Here is an 18,620-nt window from a genome sequence, read left to right as displayed (position 1 = left end):
GCACCGCTCTGGATCGTGACCCGGTGGCCCTGCGATACGTATTTCTTGACCGTCTCGGGGGTGGCGGCAACGCGTGATTCGTGCGCTCGCGTCTCACTCGGAATTCCGATTAGCATAAAGAGAATGCCTTGATAAAGGGTGTCAGAGGATTAGGATGCAACTGCCTTCTCTTCCGAAAATGGCGAGACTCGCTGATAAGATGCGCTACGCTTTTGATTGATCATTAGACCTGTGTTCGGCGCAGTAGTCGGAAGCGATTTCGACTCGGAAGATTCTGGCGTTACACCCTGAACGTCTAACGAACGGACTTCTGATCGTCACGCCAAATAAGCCAATGCACAAGCTACTCCAAAACATACGCCTGGGTCACATCTTCGAAAACGAACTGCGTTACTTCGTTCTTAAAGAACGGCCAATTGTCAGCAGTCTCCTTGTGTCGTAGCGAGTCCCTGTTAGGTTGACGGCTACGGCTCGCATAAAAAATAACACGCTTGCTTCAGACGCTTCGTAGAAGGAAATTACATCTCTTCCAACTGCCATAACGGCCATCTCTCAATAGGGGAACCTCTATCTGATGCCGCACAAGCATTGTGCGACAGCATTTTGCTTGTTCCCTCATCACATTAGGACTGCCATCATGTCATGTCTACAATGACGACATGGCATAGCTAGCCTCCTCAGAGAAACTGTCCTCAGGTTCCCTTTCCACAGGTCTTCCAGTTTCGCACTTCGCGACGATGAGCATGCCGATGAACGGGTCAGCGAGGTCGACCAGATACAGCTCAGACGAACGCGGACGCACCGACTACCGTCGTAATCCGGCGCCATGCGTCGTCAACTGCCCCAAAGATACCGCTTACCGCTCAAAGTCTGAAAGTCCTTGTACCCAGGTCACAGGGGACGAGACTCGGTTCAAGGTCGACGGACGGGATCAGCATGCCGCGCACACTGGTGGTTCCATGCCTCAAAATTCAAATTATTTCTTGTGGCTATGCGCGTCGGGTTTACGTAATAGTTCGTAATCTTCTACCTTGGAATTCATTGTCTTCAACGTTAAGAATAACTGAGCCCGACCGTAATAAAGGGATGCAACAAAAAAGAATTGTTTAACGGGGTAAAAATTGAAACCAATACTGAAAATCACCTTTGTATCGGCTGCATGCGCCGCATTCGTTACAGGATGTGTGACCAACGATCAAGGCCAGCTAGTTGTAGATCCAAACCAGGTAAATGCAGTGGTCGCGGCACTCAGTCCACCGCCGCCTCCCCCACCGCCCGCGACTCTTATTGTCGAAGAAGCCTATCAGCCGATGCCCAACGATGTTTATATTTCGGCCGTTGCTGATCGCGACGTCGTTATCTTTGGCGGCGACACGTACATATGGGTGGTGGGTCCGGACGGACTTCGGCACAGACATTTCTATGCGCACGGTGATCATCGAGCAGATGTGTTACATCGAAGAGATGAACTGCACCACGTCATGATGAGCCATGGCGGGCATCTTCCCGACCACGCAATTGCGGCGCGCGGGCCTGGAATACCGGGACATCCGGTACTAGGCGCCGCACCTGCTCCTCACGTAGCGGCTCAGGCAAAGCCAGCCCCTGCGGCCAAGCCAGTGTCTAAGGACGTGAAGAAATCGTAGCCTGTAGCATCCGCGTGATTTTCCGGGAAGCGCAAAGCTTCCCGACATCATGCGCTGATGTCGCTCAACATATCCCCCAGAGGCATTGTCGGTTTTCGGGCCAGTCACGTAAGATGACATGACGAAGAAATCGAAATCGCCCTATAACCGCCACCGCTTTCCGACCGAAGTCATCAGTTGCGCTGTGCGCTGCCTTCCGCTTTCAGTTGAGCTTGCGCGACGTCGAGGAACTGCTATTTGAGCGAGGGGTGATCAAGACATACGAGTAGACATTACCATCGAAGCGTGTTTGGATTTATCCGATACCTGCCATCGGCTGCAGGGATGCGCATGTCACCTCGCATGTCGGCAGGCATTAAACAAACCTGAACGAACAGCGTCTCATGTGATCAACATGTTTCTCGTCGGATCAGAAAGTCAATTTTCCGAACAGCAGGCGCGCATGAGTTGCGAGCCCGTCTAATCTGCTAGTGGCGGCCCAACAAATCAATCACGTTACCGTTTAAACTTCAATAACTGTTTTACCAAACGCGTAACGCGACGCGTTGCCCTTTCATCAGTCAGCTCGAGTGATGGCGAGAAATGTTGTGAATTTAACGTCAAGCGCGTGGGCGCGAGCCACGCCCGGAGCTCATGAACGCATCCGGCCATGTTTGCCAATGGCGCAGGGTCCGCGATCGAGATGATGCCGACTGCCTTTCCTTGCAGGTATGGAGCAGGATCGCCCGCGAGATACTGCATATAGTCGATTGCATTCTTCAGTGCCCCACTCATCGCACCGTGATACGTCGGAGACGCCCAAATCATCACGTCCGCACTGCGGCAGCTTTCGATCAGTTTTCCAACGGCGTCTTGTGCGGCACACTCCAGCGAATCGACTGGCAGGTCCGGAACATATAGAGGGAGATCAAGTAATCGAAGATCAAGCATCTCCGTCGTTGCCCCCAGTCGAGCCGCAACAGCCAGGCCGGCTCGGCCAAGAAAGAGTTGGTCCGCAGACTGCCACCAAGCGCGAACTATTTTCACAGAACGATTCCAAAACGTTTGATGAGTGCGCGCTGTCTTTCTTCGATCGACGCGAGGTCCACGACGCTAGGCGACCCATCGTCGGTCTCGATCAGTTGGGTGCCGCCGTGTAGTACGCCGGGTTGATGAAGCGCGCGGACAGACCTCCTTCCTCGTAAAATGGGACCGGTCAGAGGTCTGGTGAAAAATGCACATTTCGTTGAAATCCGAGAGTTGAGGCGGTTCCGTCGAGAACTTGAATGATGGCTCCACCGGTCCGTTGAGCCACGTAACTTTCTGTATGCGTGGCGAATTCGGGTGTTGATTTGGATCAGCCATATGGGCACAGGTTTTTTGCAATGTTCGCCCGGTGGCCAACGGTCCGCTCTTAGCCGAATTCGTCAGAGCGCGCGCTGCGACAAGACCGAACTCACGTAATGACCGTTCTTGATCGCGTAGTCGGAAAGCGTATCAGGCCCCTTGAACCCCATTTTTCGGTGGAGGCGTACAGGCGCTTCGTTTGGCAGAGCGACTCCCACAACAGCGCAATGCAGATCCTCTCCCGAGATTTGCTCGAAGAAATGTCTATACAGCGCCGCCCCCACGCCGCGATCTACCGCTTCGGGGGCAACGTAAATGCTCGTTTCGACCGTTTTGCGGAAGGCAGGATGATTCCGATAGTGGTGTCTTCCAGCGAATACAGGCAGCCTACCTGCCTCGCTAGCCACAAACCGTCGGTAGGGCCTCGCGTCAGTGAATGAAGTCATCCACGTGCTTGCCGCTTCCTTCGACATCAACTCCTCGTCGAAGGTTGAGAAAGTCCACACGATAACGTCACGCATAAGGCAGCACCAACTGCCTCAATTAAATCGACGCTCTATCGCGACCGCGACAGAGTGTACCTGGTTAGCGACGATCGCGTCGAAGACGCTGTACGCTGCTCTTGGTGCATGACGTCAACGCCAGCGCAAAAACATATTCGTGACATGCCCAGCGCCTCGATCTCCTTCTTGAGCCGGGTTCGCTCGCGCGCCCGCTCTTGCATCCATCTTGTTCGTTAATGGATGTCAGCAGTCAGAACACTACCATCACAATTAGATCAGGATGCTATCGGATATTTTTCTAAAATCAGTAAAATCATTATTCAAGTGACGTAACAATGCTCATGCGTTAATCGTATGTTCCGGGACGTATGGCTGATTTTTCATCCAACCACTTAATCTACGGCTAGCTACTGTCGCGTAATTCCAACGAATTAACCTGCAACGCGGGCAACAAATCTATCCAAGAACAAAATCCGGACTATGCTTCGGGCGGCAGTTTGTTCTATCAAATTTTTTTGGACAATTGAGCCAATTACATAGTCCTCCTAGAAAATCAATCCGATGAAGAAAATTGTAAGTTGCAGTTCCGTAGCAGCCCTTCTCGCTGTTGCAGTGTCGCCGGCATTCGCACAAAGCTCGGTCACACTATATGGTCTCGTTGATACGGCAATCCGGTATCAGACGAACGCTGCCCCTAATGGAAAAGACCTGATCGGCATGACGGTCGGCCCGGAGACAAATAGCCGTTGGGGCTTGAAGGGTACCGAAGATCTGGGTGGTGGCCTTTCCGCAGTGTTCCACCTTGAAAGCCAGTTCGACGCGTTCAACGGGAAACTGAGTTCACCAAATGAGCTGTTCGGTCGACAGGCGTATGTTGGTCTGTCGAGCGACAAGGCCGGCTCGGTAACGTTCGGTCGCCAATACTCGCCGCTCTACGACACAATGGGTGATGTGTTTGACCCATTGACCGTGGGCGACTACTGGCAAGACAGCTGGATGTGGAATGGCATCGGCCCGTATCTGGAAGTGAACAACTCGGTCAAGTACAAGGCGACGTTCAATGGCCTGACTATTGATGCTATCTACGGCTTCGGCAACAATGCCGGCTCAGTCGGTCTGGGCAGCACATATGGCGTGGAGCTTACGTATGCAGTCGGCCCGGCATCGCTCGACACAGGCTTCCAGCAAACTTCCGTATCAACTGCGGAAGGCAGCCTGACCACCGGTGCAAAGATTAATATGGTACACGTGAGCGGCGCGTACCAGGTAACGCCTGCGATACGCTTGCTCGCCGGCTGGTTGCACGCGCAAGATCAGAGTGGCACGACCGACGCAAACATGCAGCAGGCTGGCGCACCGACACTTCCGGGCGCGAGCCCGAACCGCATCGACGATACGCTTTACGTCGGTGCTAACTGGCAGGCTACACGCCCCCTGCTGTTCACGTTCGCTGGCTACTATGGTCACGCCCGAAATGCTGAATTGCTCGACGGCGCGCTCGGATCTGGTATCAACTACTCCGCGACTGTTCTTGCCGAATACTCGTTCACGAAGCGCACGGAGGTTTACGCTACCGTGGACTTCGCACGTGGTAACGGAGCGTTTGCTGCCGACTATCCGGGCACAACCAACACGAACACTGGTGATGTCGACAAGATTGGCCGTACCAACAACGTTGGCGCAGCAATCGGACTCCGGACAATGTTCTGATTCCCCAATCCGACAAGTTCGACTCCGGACCTGTCTGGACTATCATCGTAGACCCAGGCGAACCGGTGGGCGAGACCCAATACACGCGGAGCAGAACTCTTCGGAAACCGGCGTTGACGCGACCGCTCAAGGTACTATTTACCCCGCCCGTTTGGGCGGGTTTTTTGGTGCTCTCCGGAAAGCGCAATCGCAGAAGCCGCGTGTCAGAGCGGATCGAAGCCGCTTTCCCGCCGCGTGCTCTCCAGAACCCCGGCTGTCAGGAACGCCGCAAAGTCCTTGGCAGCCGGTGCATTGTCGATGACCCCCAGTACATATTCCGTCGCAAGACGGAACGCTTCCGGCAATGGGCCAACAAACAATACCTCGGGGATTTGCAGAACTTCGCTACGCTGAGCGAAGGCAAGGACCCGTTTGCCTTCGACGCCAGCAAGAGCCGCGACCGCCTGTGCTCCACCCGGAAACTCGACAATGTCAGGACGCAGCTCACCTCGGAGATCAAGCGCCTCAAGCACGTATATGAGATGACGCCCTACCGTCGACTGTTGCGTATCGCCGGTGTAGACGGCATCCACTTCACTCAAGGTCCGTCGCAGCGCATCGACGGTGGAAACCTGGAACGCGCCCGCATCGCCACCACATGCGAAACAAGTCGTCGTCGAGCCGAGTGAGCCACCCGGTGCCACGCGTTGCGGAAACGCCTGCTGGAGGCGCTGAAAAAATGCGGAAGTCAGAATCGTCAGACCGCAATCCTCGTTCGTCCGCATAGCTTCGCTCACGCGGTCGAAGGTCGTCCCCACCGCGGCAAAATCCGAAGACAATTTGACTCTATGACTAGCGAAGAACTCATCGCACACCGACCCGATCAAACCGCGTGCCGCACCGGCACTTTTGATACCAAGCTCTCGCATCAATTCTCCAATTCATTGATTTTCCTGGGCGACGGCCAGCGCGGTTCTCTCTCTATGTCACTCCCCAAGGTTGATGGTGGCGAGCGCGGCCAGTGCGCATTTTTCATCATTGTCAGCAGTGTCTCCGCTGATTCCGACGGCACCAAGTACGCGTTCGACAGCGTCGAGAATGAGTACACCACCCGGAACCGGCACGACGTTGCCGTCAGTGAGTGCCGCAATTGCCGCGAAGAAGTGCGGCACCTGGCCGACCCGTTCAGACATTACGCGGGTCGACTGTCCAAGTCCCAGCGCGCCACGCGCCTTGGCGGTCGCGATTTCGGCTCGCATGTTGCCAGAATTTTCTTCGCGCTTTAACGCGGTCAGGTGGCCGCCACGATCCAGTACTGCGACTGTTATCGGGTGCAGATTCAGTTTGCGCGCCTCGGACAATGCAGCGTCAATAATCCGAGTAGCTTGCGCCAAAGTAATGTCTGTCATGTTAGTACTCTTGGTGATGCCGGTTGAACGGCTTAATAAGTTTGCCTGGCGAAGCAGACAGTATTTCGAACACCACGGACGGGTCCCGCGATCTCATATCCTTGCTCCAAAGCGCTCCGCGGATGTGAGTGTCCCCGGATTTGTTCGTACGTCTCGTAAAACGACAACGGGCCTCCTGGACGAAGTTGCCATCCTCACTGGAGATAATTGTCCAGGAAAGCAAGTGTGCGCATTTGCGCGAGGTCGTAGTTAGCCTGGCTGAACGGCGCACGAACATCGCAGCCGAAGCCATGCCTTGCGCCCGGATAGACGCAGATTTCGACCTCCGGCCGGACCTGCCGAAGAGTCTCTACATCCGTCATCGGTATGGATGCATCCTGGTCGCCAAAGTGCAGCAGTACGGGACAGTTTGGCTCTTCTTCACGCAGGGCTGCTATTCCACTGCCGTACCAGCCACACGCGGCCTGAAAGACCCGCGTCCGGGTCGCGCCAAGCCACGCGACATAGGCACCGAGGGAATAGCCGACGATGCCGCATCGGGATGTCCCAAGTGCGACGGCAGCCGCTTCGATATCCGCGACCGTTTCGGAATCCTTCATCCGGCTGCGGTATTCACGACCCCTGAGCCGTTCCTCCTCCGAATATCCCATCTCTATACCACGCTCGATACGGTCGAACATGGCGGGAGCTACGACCTTGTAGCCCTCCGCCGCGAAGCGATCCGCAACATCGCGGATGTGCGTATTGAGTCCGAAGATCTCCTGCACGATGACCAACCCGCAGGCAGCGTCCTCGGGACCCGCCATATAGCCCGACAATTCAAAACCGTCTTTCGCACACAACTGGACTCGGCTTCGCACGTTATCGCTCCATTTGACTTCAGCTATTGACGACTTGCGTACAGTTCGGGTGGTATCTGACAGAATCCACAACGCCAACCGACGTTATGCCTGCGGTGATCCAATGGAAACTGGTGATTGCGGTAGAGTGGTCATATCCATGCCCATTCCAGGCTGCGAATATCACCGAACTCCTGCTTCACTTTTGTCCACGTGACGCCTCCGTCATTAGAACGGAAAACCTGCCCGAGTTTGCTGCTGCAGAAGATCAGATCGGGATCCTCTGGATGAGGTGCAAACTTCCAGAGCGTGCTGTTGAGCTCGAACCGCATCGGAACCTTGCGCCACGTGTCACCGTGATTGTCGCTGCGGAACAGATTGCCCCAGGAGCCCGGCGGCCCGTTCCCATTCGTGACGAAAATCGTTTGCGGAGCATGAGGCAAAACAATCACAGAGCGTGTGTACTGATCAGATGTATCCAGAGGAATGTGAGACCACGTCTCGCCCTGGTTATCGGTCATATGCAGACCTTTGTCCGTCGCGGCAAAAACACGCTCCCTGACCGGCGACACGGCGAGGCCGTGAATGTCCCCGGATATCAGGCCGCACGTCGTCTGCTTCCACGTCTCGCCACGATCGCCGGAGCGCCAGATATAATCGATCTCAACGCTACCCCAGATCGTGTTCTCGTCCTTTGGATCAAACACAAACTTTGTAACGCGGGGATAGACCACTGCGGGGCAGCTCTGCGCCAGTCGTGCGGAAAGCCACGTCCAGGTCCTGCCACCGTCACTTGAGCGATAGAAAGCAGCGGGGTGTCGTGTCCCGGCGAGGATGAAGTCTGGGTCCGAGGGCGCTTGGGCGATCGCCCAAACGGGCGTCCTGCTGAACTCATTGAACAGCGGAACCCACTCCTCGTCTACAGTACGCCAACGCATAATTCCATTATCGGTACCTGCCAAAAGTTCGCCTGGCCGGGCAGGATGCGAGCTCAACGCCCAAGCGGGAGTCACCGGGTAATGAATACCCTTTGTCATTCTTCTCCAACTCACGCCTTCGTCAGCGCTTGCCCATGCCGTCATCGTTGCAGTACCGACTACGATTTGCATCCGTGCCTCCTGTGAGATCGTTTCGCCTCGTTCTGTAAGATCGAGTTATAGACGAAGGTCCGGGGAAGCCGGTAACCAGAATGCTTGCAGAGTTACCCTTTTGTTTGATCTAAACCAGCCTCAAGGCATTACCCAGGCACGATGAAGAGCGAGCCGCAGCTACGTTCAATCCGGTCACTGAACAATCCGTTGAGCCTTAAGCGTTGAAACGCCACGGTGGAAATCGTGTTGCTGGAATTGCAAAGACATAGCAGCCACTTCGTGTTGCTGTCCTCCCAGTTTCATTTTGCTGCCTCCCGCAACGGAGGTTGTCGAATCGTATGCGCTGCAAGATCTTGGATTTCGAGAGGCTGGTTCACGTACGTGGCGCCAGGTATTGGTCATTTGCCCGGAGTGCTCGCGCAGGCCTCTAAACACGTTGGACTATCGGATCAGGACGAATCGCCTGCATCGGGCAGTGCCTGGTCCAATGATTTTGCTCAAAACGCTCGCACAACTCACCTCAGCGCGGGGACATTCGGTTTTGTTCGTGGCAGGACTGGGAGGGCAAATCACTGGTGCCGTAAGCATGAGCCTGTTTGATACTCACGTGGGCAATGCGGCACGTCCGTATACGGCAAGTACGCTCGCCGCGCATCGCGATCGCGAGATTCCGCTCGTACTGCTTCGCGCAACACAGGCCGCACCAAACGGCGCGCGAAGTCGGACACCCATTAGCGACACCCTGCCTCCTGCGTCGGCAGACTCCTCTTCGCTATCGCCGACCATTGAGCGCCCGGGCGCTTTGGACGATGGAGACCGGTATCCCGCGTGTTCCGAACCATTAGCGGCGATGTTTCTCCTGTGCGGTCACGGCACGCCCCGGGGGACGAAGATGAAAAGTCCTTTGGCCGCCGGTAAACCGGGTTTCGCTGCTCTTTCAAAGAGAATCACGGGTGTGCCCGTTCCAAGAAACAATCGTATCGGCAATGCAGCACACTATCCGCCCACTCCGCCTCAAGGACAGGTAAGCACGTAATCGATGATGCTATGATTTGCAATTAACGCAACAGACCTTGTCCCGCGCGGGTTTCCATGAAGACTGCAGATACATCCGAAAAAGCAATGCCCGAGAAAGCGGCCGTTACGCACAGGCGCGTCATCAAATCAAATACGCGGGACGAGTCCCTCGTACAGCAACGACGCGATCATCTGATCAAGGCCGCAATTGCTGTCTTCATTGAGAAAGGTTTTCACGAGGCAACCGTCCGCGACATCGGCAAAGCGGCCAACATGACGCAGGGGACGATCTACAACTATGTGAAGTCGAAGGACGATATCCTTTATCTGGTTTGCGACAGAATCGTCACGGAATATCAACTGAAGGTCAAACGTGCTATCGATGAAGTCGATGATCCCGCAGCGCGTATCAAGGCAGCACTGCGCGCCACAACCGAGATCGTTCACAACCACGAGAACGAAATCCTGTTGATCTACCAAAACAGCCACCTGCTCGACAAGCGCTCACGCAAGGTCATCCTCGCGCGCGTCAAGGAGTTCATCCAGATGTTCGAGGACATCGTGACACAGGCGTCATCCCAAGCAAAGATCACCGTGCGCAACCCTCGCATCGCCGCCAATATTGTCACCTTTCTGCCCACCATGATTGCGCTGCGCCGCTGGTCACTCCGTGAGCGGGCAAAACCTGCAGAGGTGATCGAGGAACTCAGCAACTTTATGGCGCGCGGGCTCGGCTTCTGACACGAGCCAGCGACAGTCCGAAATTGCGTCCACTACTTCTCTCGCACTGAACATCGTCGATACCGCACTGCAATAGAAGCGAATCGAAACGGTGGCGGTAGTCTCAACAGGTTAAATCACCGTTTGGATATCAAGATACGCTGGCAACAAGGTCGGCACGCTTGATCTTGCCCGTCGGTGTCATCGGAAACTCGTTGACAACAACCAGCTGCTCCGGGAGTTTGTAATCGGCCACCTTGCCTCGCAGGAGCGCAACCACCTGCTCCAATGTTACTTCATGGCCGGGGCGCAACGCTGCAAAAAGGTAGGCTTTCTCGCCAACGCGCTCATCAGGAACACCTACGACGGCGAGTTGCAGGAACGCTGGATATTCATAGAGAATCTCCTCGACCTCGCGTGGGAAATACTTCTTGCCACCGCGGTTGATGATTTCCTTACGACGCCCCACGATTGCCACGTTGTGTGCATCATCGATGAACCTGCCAAGGTCACCTGTTAGAAACCAGTCGTCACCTGGGAAGCTCTTTCTGTTTTCGTCTGCATTATTCAGGTAGCCAAGGTGAATCGAAGGACCGCGAGCTGCAATTTCACCTTCCTCGAACAGATCTGCACGCGTTCCATCCGGCCTGAATATCTCGAGTTCCAGACCTTCCACGACCCGGCCGACGGTCCCGTTCACTGCCAGCGGATCGTCACCTATCCGCGTGTAGGTGTGAAAACCCGTTTCCAGCATGCCGTACAGTTCGACCAGCGCGGTTTCTGGAAGCCTTCGCTGGACCATCCGAATCGTCTCTACCGGAGCGGAAGCACCACCCGTAACAATCACGCGCAGCGAATCGAGTTTCCGGCTGTCTATCTCATCATGCCCGAGCATCGCCATAATTGATGCGGGTGCTGTCGGAATATAGGTTACCTTTTCACGCTCAATCAACCCGAGTGCCTCTCCCGACGAAAATCGCTCCATCAGGTACGCCCTCGCGCCCGTCATGATTGTCTGCAGAAGTGTCAGGTAACCCCAGTTCAGCCCAACGGGCAAATACGCCAGGAGGACATCCGACTCGCATACAGCCATGTCCTTGCTGAGGATCATTGCCGCATAGAGCGTCGTGTTGGTGCTATGAAGCACCGCCTTTGGATTTCCCGTTGTCCCAGAGGTGAATGCCATCCGAATGATCCTGTCGGGGGACACGTTCACCCATTGCGCGGACGCTAGTGACTCGTACCGTGCAAGATTGGCCATCGACAAGACGTCGGCGTCGGAAACATCGTCGACGCAGATAATTGTGAAATCCTGGCTGCGTGTTCTAACGTCCCGTGCCATTGGCAAGTATTCGAATCCGCGCATGTTTCTCGCGCAGACATAGGCGACGGACTGCGAGAACTTCATGATGTATTCGAGTTCCGAAGCGCGAAAATCCGGACTGATCTGATTGGCGATCGCCCCGATGAGTTCAAGCGCGAAAAAGGCAACCGGAAATTCTACCCGGTTCGGCAGCTGTAACGTCACGACGTCGCCCGAACGGATACCAACGCTTCTGAAGAACGTCGCACAACGGGTCACCTCATCCGCTAACTCTGCGTAGCTAAGGCGCCGATTGCTGTCAGCGAACACTTCCTTGCCGCCGTAACGCTTCGCGGCATCAAACAGGACATCGTGAAAGGACTGGTCAGCCCAATATCCAGACGCACGATATTGTCGAACGCGCTCCGCGCAGGGAAACTGTGTAGCCTCAATCATGATGCACCTCAACGAGTAGCCCGGAAAAGCCCGCCGTCGACCTGCGTCGTCGTGCCCGTAATGTACGAGCCCCGCGGTGAGACAAGTAACGCGACCAGATTCGCAATGTCCTGCGGGGTACCGATCCTGCCCAGTGGGACTTCCGCGCAGAGCTTGGCCTGTACGTCATCTGCCGGCTCATCACCAGCTGCGAACACCTTCTGCAGCCGCGGCGTGTTGATATATCCCGGACAGATTGTATTGATCTTGATCTGCTTGGCCGCCAGTTCAAGTGCCAATGTCTTTGCCAATCCGATTACCGCCGACCAGGTTGCAACCGACAGACCAAATTGCGGAATTGGCTGGATCGCGGAGATCGCGGTTATGTTCAGAATGCTGCCCCCTCCTCTCTGCTCCATGGACGGAACGACCTGACGGATCATGCGGATGACGCTAAGCAAATTCTGCTCGAGCGCCCTCTGCCACGCCGCATCGTCAAAAGAAAGAACGGGGCCCAATGGGGGTGCACCTGCATTGTTCACAAGGATATCGACGCCACCGCATTCGTCGAGGGTCTTACCAACGATTTCCTGGCAAGCGGACTCCGTTCGAAGATCTGCCGCTACTGGAATCACCCAGGCCCCGGTCTCCTCTGCGATCCGGCGAGCGCTCGCAAGGAGCGGCTCCTTGCGTCTTGCCGTGATGACCACGGTCGCCCCTTCCATTGCCAGCGTGTGTGCGATGCTATAGCCGATGCCCTGGCTGGCCCCTCCCACAATTGCGATCTTCTCCTTCAGGTGCAAGTCCATCAGTTGTCTCCTTCAGCGAGAAAATTGCTCGCATTGCGCCAGAAGACCTTCTCCAGTATTTCCTCGGAATATCCCTCCGCTTTCCAGTCACTGATGAGCCGCTCATACGTGTAAAGCGGAATGTCCGCACCAAACATCACACGGTCCTGCAGGCGCCTCGAAATGTCGTGCTTTAGTTCATGCGTGAAGTACTTGGGCGACCACCCGTGCAGTTCATACCAGATATTGCGTTTGTGCATGAGCACTGCAATCGTCTCGGCTTGCCATGGCCAGCCCGGCCTTGCTGCAACGATTTTCAGGTCGGGATAGGTGGCCGCGACAAAATCAAGATGCCTCGGATGGCAGTTATCAAGAATGATGCCACCACCGCCAGGCAGCCCCGCTCCCAGACCGGTAGTGCCGACAAAAATCAGGGCTGGAATTCCGGCCTCGATACACAGTCTGTAGTACGGGTCAAATGCCTCGTCGCTCGCCGGGGCCGTACCGGACGAAGAAACAGCAAAGCCAACGAAACCGGGAGCCTCGTCGATACAGCGTCTGAGTTCCTTCACACCGGCCGTTCCACTTTTGTGCGGATCGATGTGAATCCAGTGTCCGACAACAGACGATCCGATTTCGCACTGTGTCGCGAAGGCGTAGTCGTGCAATTCCTGCATCTCTTCGAGTGGCAGAAATTTTGCAAATCCAAAGTCAAGGATTGCGCGCGCATTGTTCTTCGTAAAGTACTCGGCCATTTCCCATTCGGACATGTAACGCGGTTCAGAATTCCACGTCTTGCGCTGCTGGGCCAACTCCTGTTCGGTTCTTAACGGAAATCCGCGCCTCGTAGGCCAGTGTGAATGTACGTCGATGATCTTCATTCTTTCTCCCGTATCCGAAGAATACCCACTCACAGCACCGCGGCCTTACGTGCGAACGCCCTGCTCCAGCTGACAAACCAATGTGACTGAGCGCTCAGTTTATGCCCGGAAATTGTAGAAGTCAATTTCACGGTCACCGCCTCAGCCACCCTGATTAGCACGTTAGTCGACGCTCCGGTCAACGTCGTGATCCTCTGAACGGCAGGGCTTCAAGACTCATGCGCCAACCATTCGTTGACGCAACGAGACTCGCCCGGCAGCGGGGCAGACAGGCGCGTGTTTTCCAGCTAGCGCCTCTTGGAACGCTTTCTCGTTCAGAACTTCTCCGAGCCAGACCCAGTGTCAGACCTCTGCAAAGCGCCAATCAGCCTGGTATCCTCTGAAGGTCGCTTCCATGGAACTCCCCATCGAACCACGACCGGGTCTGCCTGACGGCCGCCGGCCGTCTCGCTCGCGCCCGTGATTCCGGGTACGCCTGAATACCAGGCATCACACTAAAAGTTAATTTAAAAAAAGCAACGACAGTCGGGCAGTTACTGCCATTGTTGCGACTATAGAAGAGTTATTTCCGAATCGAGCAATAAAGTCAGGTGCACTCCGTTTCGAAAACAGGACTATCTTCCCAGCGTTCAATGCCTGGTTAGTAACGCACGCTCACACACACAGCGTCCGATCGTGTGCAACCTGGCCGTAATTCGCCAATGGTCCCAGTCGTTGACTCCAGCCTGCTCTTTTATTGAGTCAACCGAAGAAACCACGATCAATTCAATAGCATGAACCTGGTGGCAAGCCTTGGGCGCTGCCTGCTGTTGTTCATTACAAAAAAGAAGTACGGGGTAATCTTTCATGCAATTTCTCAAAAACCTGAGGGTCTTGACCCAACTGATGCTGGGTTTTTCTTCTGTGATCGTTCTACTGATCGCACTAGGTACGTTTAGCCTCCTTGAGGTGAACACTGAAAACAATCACGTCTCAGCGCTTCGCGACAGCTGGTTGCCTCTCGTGCGTAGTAGTCTGCAGATGCAGGGAGCCCTGCAAGACATTCGCCTGCTCGAATACCGTCGGGTCACTGCTGAGACACCCGTCGAAACTCAGGATGTCGACACAAAGATAGAAGGCAGTATTGCGAACTACGGTCGCTCGGCCACCGAGTACGAGACGCATGAGAAGCACATTTCGGAGCCGAGAGAGAAATTGGCGTTCGCGGACATTCAGGAGCTGATGCCAAAATACCTTCAGGCCGATCAGCAGATCCGTGCGCTGATGAGCGAGGGCAACAGCCAGCAAGCAATGGCGCTGTTGAAAAATCAGGCTGCCTCGCTACGGAACGCGGTTGAAACAGACATCAATACCGTCGTTGACGGCAGTGTGGAGGGATCGGTCCGAGAGGGTGCGGAAGCCGATCGGGCGTATTCGCATGCTGTTGCCCTAGTGGTTGCACTGATCGTCGTCGCCACGGCAATTGCATTGGCGTTGGCGCTGATCATTGCGAGCGGTTTGGCAAAGCAGCTCGGTGGTGAGCCACGCGACGCGGCGGCGCTGGCCAGCGACATCGCGGAAGGCAACCTGCGAGCGGTGGTGAGATTGAAGGCCGGTGATCGCAGCAGCCTGATGTTCTCGCTGGGTGTCATGAAAGACCAACTGACAACAATTGTGCGAGGCATAAAGGCGTCCAGCGAGTCGATCTCGGCCGCTGCCGGTCAAATCGCGCAAGGCAACACCGATCTATCCCAACGCACGGAAGAGCAGGCAGCGTCGCTGGAAGAAACTGCCGCTAGCATGGAAGAGCTGACCAGCACGGTCCGTCATAACGCGGATAACGCGCGGCAAGCAAGTACGCTATCCAGTACTGCATCGGAAATCGCGCGTCGCGGCGGCGAAGTGGTCGGCCGCGTGGTCGAGACAATGCGCGGGATAGCCGACGGTTCAACCAAAATGTCCGAGATCATCAGCGTGATCGAGGGTATCGCCTTTCAGACAAATATTTTGGCGCTCAATGCAGCGGTTGAGGCGGCCCGAGCTGGCGAACAGGGCCGTAGATTTGCGGTTGTCGCGGGCGAGGTCCGCACGCTCGCCCAACGCAGCGCCACCGCCGCCAAGGAAATCAAAGACCTGATCAGCGACTCGGTAAATCGGGTGAATGCTGGCTCGAAGCTCGTCGAGGAAGCCGGTAGCACCATCAATGAGATCGTCGCGTCTGTGAAGCGCGTGACCGATATTGCAGGCGAGATCTCGTCTGCGTCGGAAGAGCAAAAGCACCGGCGTCGAGCAGGTTAATACAGCCCTCAGCCAGTTGGATCAGGTCACCCAGCATAACGCGGCGCTGGTCGAAGAAGCATCCGCAGCGGCGCAGTCGATGGCACCGCAGGCCGGGGAGCTGAGTGGGGCGGTGGCCGTCTTTAGGATTACAGATGCCGGACTATCGGCACCCCACGTGGTGCTCCCCCAGATCGAACTGCTTCGCCCCGCCCCTCCAGTCGACACACTTCCACATACGACATCGAGAAAGGCGTCGCCAGTCATGACCCCCAACAGGGACAGGGTAATTGCGGACGCAACCGGTACTGCCGACTGGCAGACATTCTGAACGGAGGCAAAAATTGGATCATATTGAAGAAGCGCTGGGAAAGATAAATGGGCTCACGACCATCAATACCAAGGCTATGAGCATGCTTGGCGCCCGTGCGATGGTGCAGGGGAAGTTTCTGGACGCTACGCTTCCCCAACTAACGGCTTTGCAACGCATCGAGGTCACCCGTTCGTTCCGACAGCGCATTGAAGAGGCGCTGATGGACGATGTGCCGTTGCCCACCGAATATCATTCGACCATGCTCAAACTCACCAATACTATCATCGCCGCACTGGATCGGTAACCGTTACGCGCGAACAGCGGATGCCATATTGTATTTGGCGCAGCGCACGACCGGGCAGTTGCCGGTCGGCGCAGTTCGAGCTCTGCAGACAAGTCGGGGAAATCCAGGTTGCAGAAATAATCGATTGTGGCGCTTGAACTGCTTCAGGCAGGTGGCAAACTCTTCGCATATGCAAAGCCGGCAAACATCGGGGTCGACGGTTTCGGCGTGCATAGCCTGCACGCAACGGCCGCCACCAACGCGCTGGGACACGAAGCCGACATTGCGAAGGTGCAGGAATGGCTTGGGCACGCGACCATTGCGACTACCCGGTTATACGATCGCCGCAAGAGGCGACCTGAAGACTCGCCAACTTTCAAGTTATAAGCGTCAGGCGGCCACAGACCGCCTGTACATGGCCCGTCAATCGACCGTATTATCGATGCCTAACCACCGAACGAAGGACGCTGACCGTCTCTTGCCCAGGCGAGCGCCTTTGCATATACAGGGGCGGATCTGGAGGGCCGGCCTTCAGCGATTCGCCACCGCGGCATATCAACGGCGCACGACAACCACGCTTGACGCCCTACCGCTGCCGCCAGTTTTGCCGCAGTCTCGCCAACTGACAAGATCGCCCCTATGCATCGGCCGGACGCGGCCGGTCGCCATTGCGCTCAATCCAACCACCGCCCAGGTCCTTGTAGAGATCGACCAGATTCGTGAGACGGTTCAGACGTGCTGCGATTAGCGACTGCTGCGCCGAATACAGGTTGGTCTGCGCCGTCAGCACGGACAGGTAACTGTCTATGCCGTGGCGATATCGCATTTCCGACAGCGTGAGCGCACGCTGTTCGGCAAACGTGTTGCGCTCGAGTGCCTGGATCTGCTGATCGTACGTGCCGCGTGCCGCTAGATCGTCCGCCACTTCCCGAAAGGCCGTCTGGATCGCCTTTTCATACTGCGCGATCTGGATGTTCTTCTGGACGTTGGCGAGATCGAGATTAGCCTTGTTCTCGCCTCCAGCGAAGATCGGCAAGGTAATAGTCGGCGCAAACGACCACGCCGCGGAGCCTGGCATAAACAGGTTGCCCAACGACGGGCTCAGCGTACCGAAGTTGCCAGTCAGCGAGACCTTCGGAAAGAACGCCGCACGCGCCGCGCCGATGCTCGCGTTGGCTGCCAGCAGATTCTCTTCGGCCTCGACGATGTCCGGACGACGCGTCAGCAGATCGGACGGCAAACCGGCCGGGACGTCCGAGAGGAGGTCCTGGTCGCCGATCTGCTTGCCCTGCGGCAAATCTTCCGGCAACGGCTCGCCCACCAGGAGCACGAGGGCGTTTACCGCCTGGGCGCGCAGGCGCGCTTGTGTCTGCTGATTGGCCAGCGCCTGCTGGACCACCGTCTCAGCCTGACGCAGATCGAGTTCGGAACCCGTACCAGTCTCGAACTGCAGCTTCGTGATGCTGCAGGAAGCCTGCGCCGTGTTCAACGTATCCTGGGTGACTTTCAGCTGGTCGTCATCCGAGAGCAACGTCAGATACTGGTCCGCCACCGACGACACCAGCGCGATTTCCGCCGCCTTGCGGGCTTGGGCCGTGGACAGGTACTGGTCCAGGGCCTGGTCCTTCAGGCTGCGAATCCGCCCAAAGAAATCGAGCTCCCACGACGCGTTGAGCCCAACCGAATACTCGGTACTGAGCTCCTCACCCGGCAGCGCGAGGTCCGCCGGCGTACGCGCACGGTTTTCCAAACCCGCTGCATTGATGGTCGGGAACAGGGCCGCCCGCGCCACACGATACTGCGCCTGGGCCTGCTGGATATTCAGCACCGACACGCGCAGATCCCGGTTGTTTTTCAGCGCAAGTTCAATCAGTCGCTGCAGACGCGCGTCGGCGAAGAAATCGCGCCAGCCGATGTCGACCGGGGCCAGGCCGTTGGCACTGCGCACGCCCCTGTTCGTCGGACCCGGTTGAGTCGCATAGACTCCGCTCGCCGGGAAGGCGCCGGAAACGGGCGCTGCGGGCCGGTCGTACTTCGGCTCCATCGTGCAAGCCGCAGCGAGGCAGGCGAGCGCCACTGCAATCAAAGCATGTTTTTGCATCACAATGTCCTTCTTTAGCC

General features: G+C 56.3%; 16 protein-coding genes and 3 pseudogenes. 7 read left to right on the top strand and 12 right to left on the bottom strand.

Annotated elements, in window-relative coordinates; translation table 11 throughout:
- Positions 1 to 116: pseudogene (locus tag P3T43_RS32640) on the bottom strand (NAD(P)(+) transhydrogenase (Re/Si-specific) subunit alpha); the annotation flags it as partial.
- 1,005 nt (positions 117 to 1,121) lie between these two features.
- Between P3T43_RS32640 and P3T43_RS32635 the strand changes: the two are divergent.
- Complete coding sequence (locus P3T43_RS32635; RefSeq protein WP_429285126.1) at positions 1,122 to 1,646, top strand: hypothetical protein; 525 nt, start codon at positions 1,122 to 1,124, stop codon at positions 1,644 to 1,646.
- Positions 1,647 to 1,764: 118 nt separating this feature from the next.
- Positions 1,765 to 1,912, top strand: a pseudogene (locus P3T43_RS32630) (IS6 family transposase); the annotation flags it as partial.
- Between the two features lie 229 nt (positions 1,913 to 2,141).
- Here P3T43_RS32630 and P3T43_RS32625 read toward each other — a convergent pair.
- From P3T43_RS32625 to P3T43_RS32615, 3 genes are all read right to left on the bottom strand, one after another.
- On the bottom strand, positions 2,142 to 2,672 hold the full coding sequence (locus P3T43_RS32625) for an NADPH-dependent FMN reductase (RefSeq protein ID WP_429285125.1): 531 nt from the start codon (positions 2,670 to 2,672) through the stop codon (positions 2,142 to 2,144).
- A gap of 66 nt (positions 2,673 to 2,738) precedes the next feature.
- The gene (locus tag P3T43_RS32620) at positions 2,739 to 2,990 is read right to left on the bottom strand and encodes an arylamine N-acetyltransferase (protein WP_429285124.1); all 252 of its coding nucleotides are present in this window, start codon (positions 2,988 to 2,990) and stop codon (positions 2,739 to 2,741) included.
- A 62-nt stretch (positions 2,991 to 3,052) separates the two neighbouring features.
- On the bottom strand, positions 3,053 to 3,493 hold the full coding sequence (locus P3T43_RS32615; protein ID WP_429285123.1) for an N-acetyltransferase family protein: 441 nt from the start codon (positions 3,491 to 3,493) through the stop codon (positions 3,053 to 3,055).
- Positions 3,494 to 4,036: 543 nt separating this feature from the next.
- Here P3T43_RS32615 and P3T43_RS32610 point away from each other — a divergent pair.
- Complete coding sequence (locus P3T43_RS32610; RefSeq protein ID WP_429285122.1) at positions 4,037 to 5,185, top strand: porin; 1,149 nt, start codon at positions 4,037 to 4,039, stop codon at positions 5,183 to 5,185.
- A gap of 203 nt (positions 5,186 to 5,388) precedes the next feature.
- On the opposite strand, the gene P3T43_RS32605 is transcribed toward P3T43_RS32610, so the two are convergent.
- The 4 genes from P3T43_RS32605 to P3T43_RS32590 form a co-directional block, all read right to left on the bottom strand.
- The gene (locus P3T43_RS32605) at positions 5,389 to 6,093 is read right to left on the bottom strand and encodes a molybdate ABC transporter substrate-binding protein (RefSeq protein WP_429285121.1); all 705 of its coding nucleotides are present in this window, start codon (positions 6,091 to 6,093) and stop codon (positions 5,389 to 5,391) included.
- Positions 6,094 to 6,150: 57 nt separating this feature from the next.
- A complete protein-coding gene (locus P3T43_RS32600) occupies positions 6,151 to 6,573 on the bottom strand; it encodes a GlcG/HbpS family heme-binding protein (protein WP_429285120.1) in 423 nt (140 codons plus the stop codon).
- A 194-nt stretch (positions 6,574 to 6,767) separates the two neighbouring features.
- Entirely contained in the window at positions 6,768 to 7,433 is a 666-nt protein-coding gene (locus P3T43_RS32595) for a dienelactone hydrolase family protein (protein ID WP_429285119.1), read from the bottom strand.
- A gap of 131 nt (positions 7,434 to 7,564) precedes the next feature.
- Positions 7,565 to 8,521: a WD40/YVTN/BNR-like repeat-containing protein gene (locus P3T43_RS32590; RefSeq protein ID WP_429285118.1), complete on the bottom strand. Its 957-nt coding sequence runs from the start codon at positions 8,519 to 8,521 to the stop codon at positions 7,565 to 7,567.
- 1,074 nt (positions 8,522 to 9,595) lie between these two features.
- On the opposite strand from P3T43_RS32590, the gene P3T43_RS32585 reads away from it, so the two are divergent.
- On the top strand, positions 9,596 to 10,261 hold the full coding sequence (locus tag P3T43_RS32585) for a TetR/AcrR family transcriptional regulator (protein ID WP_429285117.1): 666 nt from the start codon (positions 9,596 to 9,598) through the stop codon (positions 10,259 to 10,261).
- Between the two features lie 130 nt (positions 10,262 to 10,391).
- Here P3T43_RS32585 and P3T43_RS32580 read toward each other — a convergent pair whose 3' ends face one another.
- From P3T43_RS32580 to P3T43_RS32570, 3 genes are read right to left on the bottom strand one after another with little or no spacing between them, the layout of a single operon-like run.
- Positions 10,392 to 11,999, bottom strand: a complete 1,608-nt coding sequence (locus tag P3T43_RS32580) for a class I adenylate-forming enzyme family protein (RefSeq protein WP_429285116.1) — start codon at positions 11,997 to 11,999, stop codon at positions 10,392 to 10,394.
- Between the two features lie 8 nt (positions 12,000 to 12,007).
- Entirely contained in the window at positions 12,008 to 12,787 is a 780-nt protein-coding gene (locus P3T43_RS32575) for an SDR family NAD(P)-dependent oxidoreductase (protein ID WP_429285115.1), read from the bottom strand.
- On the bottom strand, positions 12,787 to 13,647 hold the full coding sequence (locus P3T43_RS32570) for an amidohydrolase family protein (protein ID WP_429285114.1): 861 nt from the start codon (positions 13,645 to 13,647) through the stop codon (positions 12,787 to 12,789). The genes P3T43_RS32575 and P3T43_RS32570 overlap by 1 nt, the downstream gene beginning before the upstream one ends.
- An 846-nt stretch (positions 13,648 to 14,493) precedes the next feature.
- Here P3T43_RS32570 and P3T43_RS32565 point away from each other — a divergent pair.
- From P3T43_RS32565 to P3T43_RS32555, 3 genes and pseudogenes are all read left to right on the top strand, one after another.
- Positions 14,494 to 16,234, top strand: a pseudogene (locus P3T43_RS32565) (methyl-accepting chemotaxis protein).
- 13 nt (positions 16,235 to 16,247) lie between these two features.
- Positions 16,248 to 16,520, top strand: a complete 273-nt coding sequence (locus P3T43_RS32560) for a hypothetical protein (protein WP_429285113.1) — start codon at positions 16,248 to 16,250, stop codon at positions 16,518 to 16,520.
- 126 nt (positions 16,521 to 16,646) lie between these two features.
- Positions 16,647 to 16,886 carry a tyrosine-type recombinase/integrase gene (locus P3T43_RS32555; RefSeq protein ID WP_429285112.1) on the top strand — a complete coding sequence of 80 codons (240 nt, stop codon included), beginning with the start codon at positions 16,647 to 16,649 and terminating at the stop codon, positions 16,884 to 16,886.
- 250 nt (positions 16,887 to 17,136) lie between these two features.
- On the opposite strand, the gene P3T43_RS32550 is transcribed toward P3T43_RS32555, so the two are convergent.
- A complete protein-coding gene (locus P3T43_RS32550; RefSeq protein WP_429285111.1) occupies positions 17,137 to 18,600 on the bottom strand; it encodes an efflux transporter outer membrane subunit in 1,464 nt (487 codons plus the stop codon).
- Positions 18,601 to 18,620 lie beyond the last annotated feature (20 nt).

Source organism: Paraburkholderia sp. GAS41 (assembly GCF_050436545.1).
In the GTDB taxonomy this organism is placed as follows: Bacteria; Pseudomonadota; Gammaproteobacteria; order Burkholderiales; family Burkholderiaceae; genus Paraburkholderia.
The sequence above is the reverse complement of the archived record's forward strand: the minus strand, read 5'-3'. Positions and strand labels throughout refer to the sequence as shown.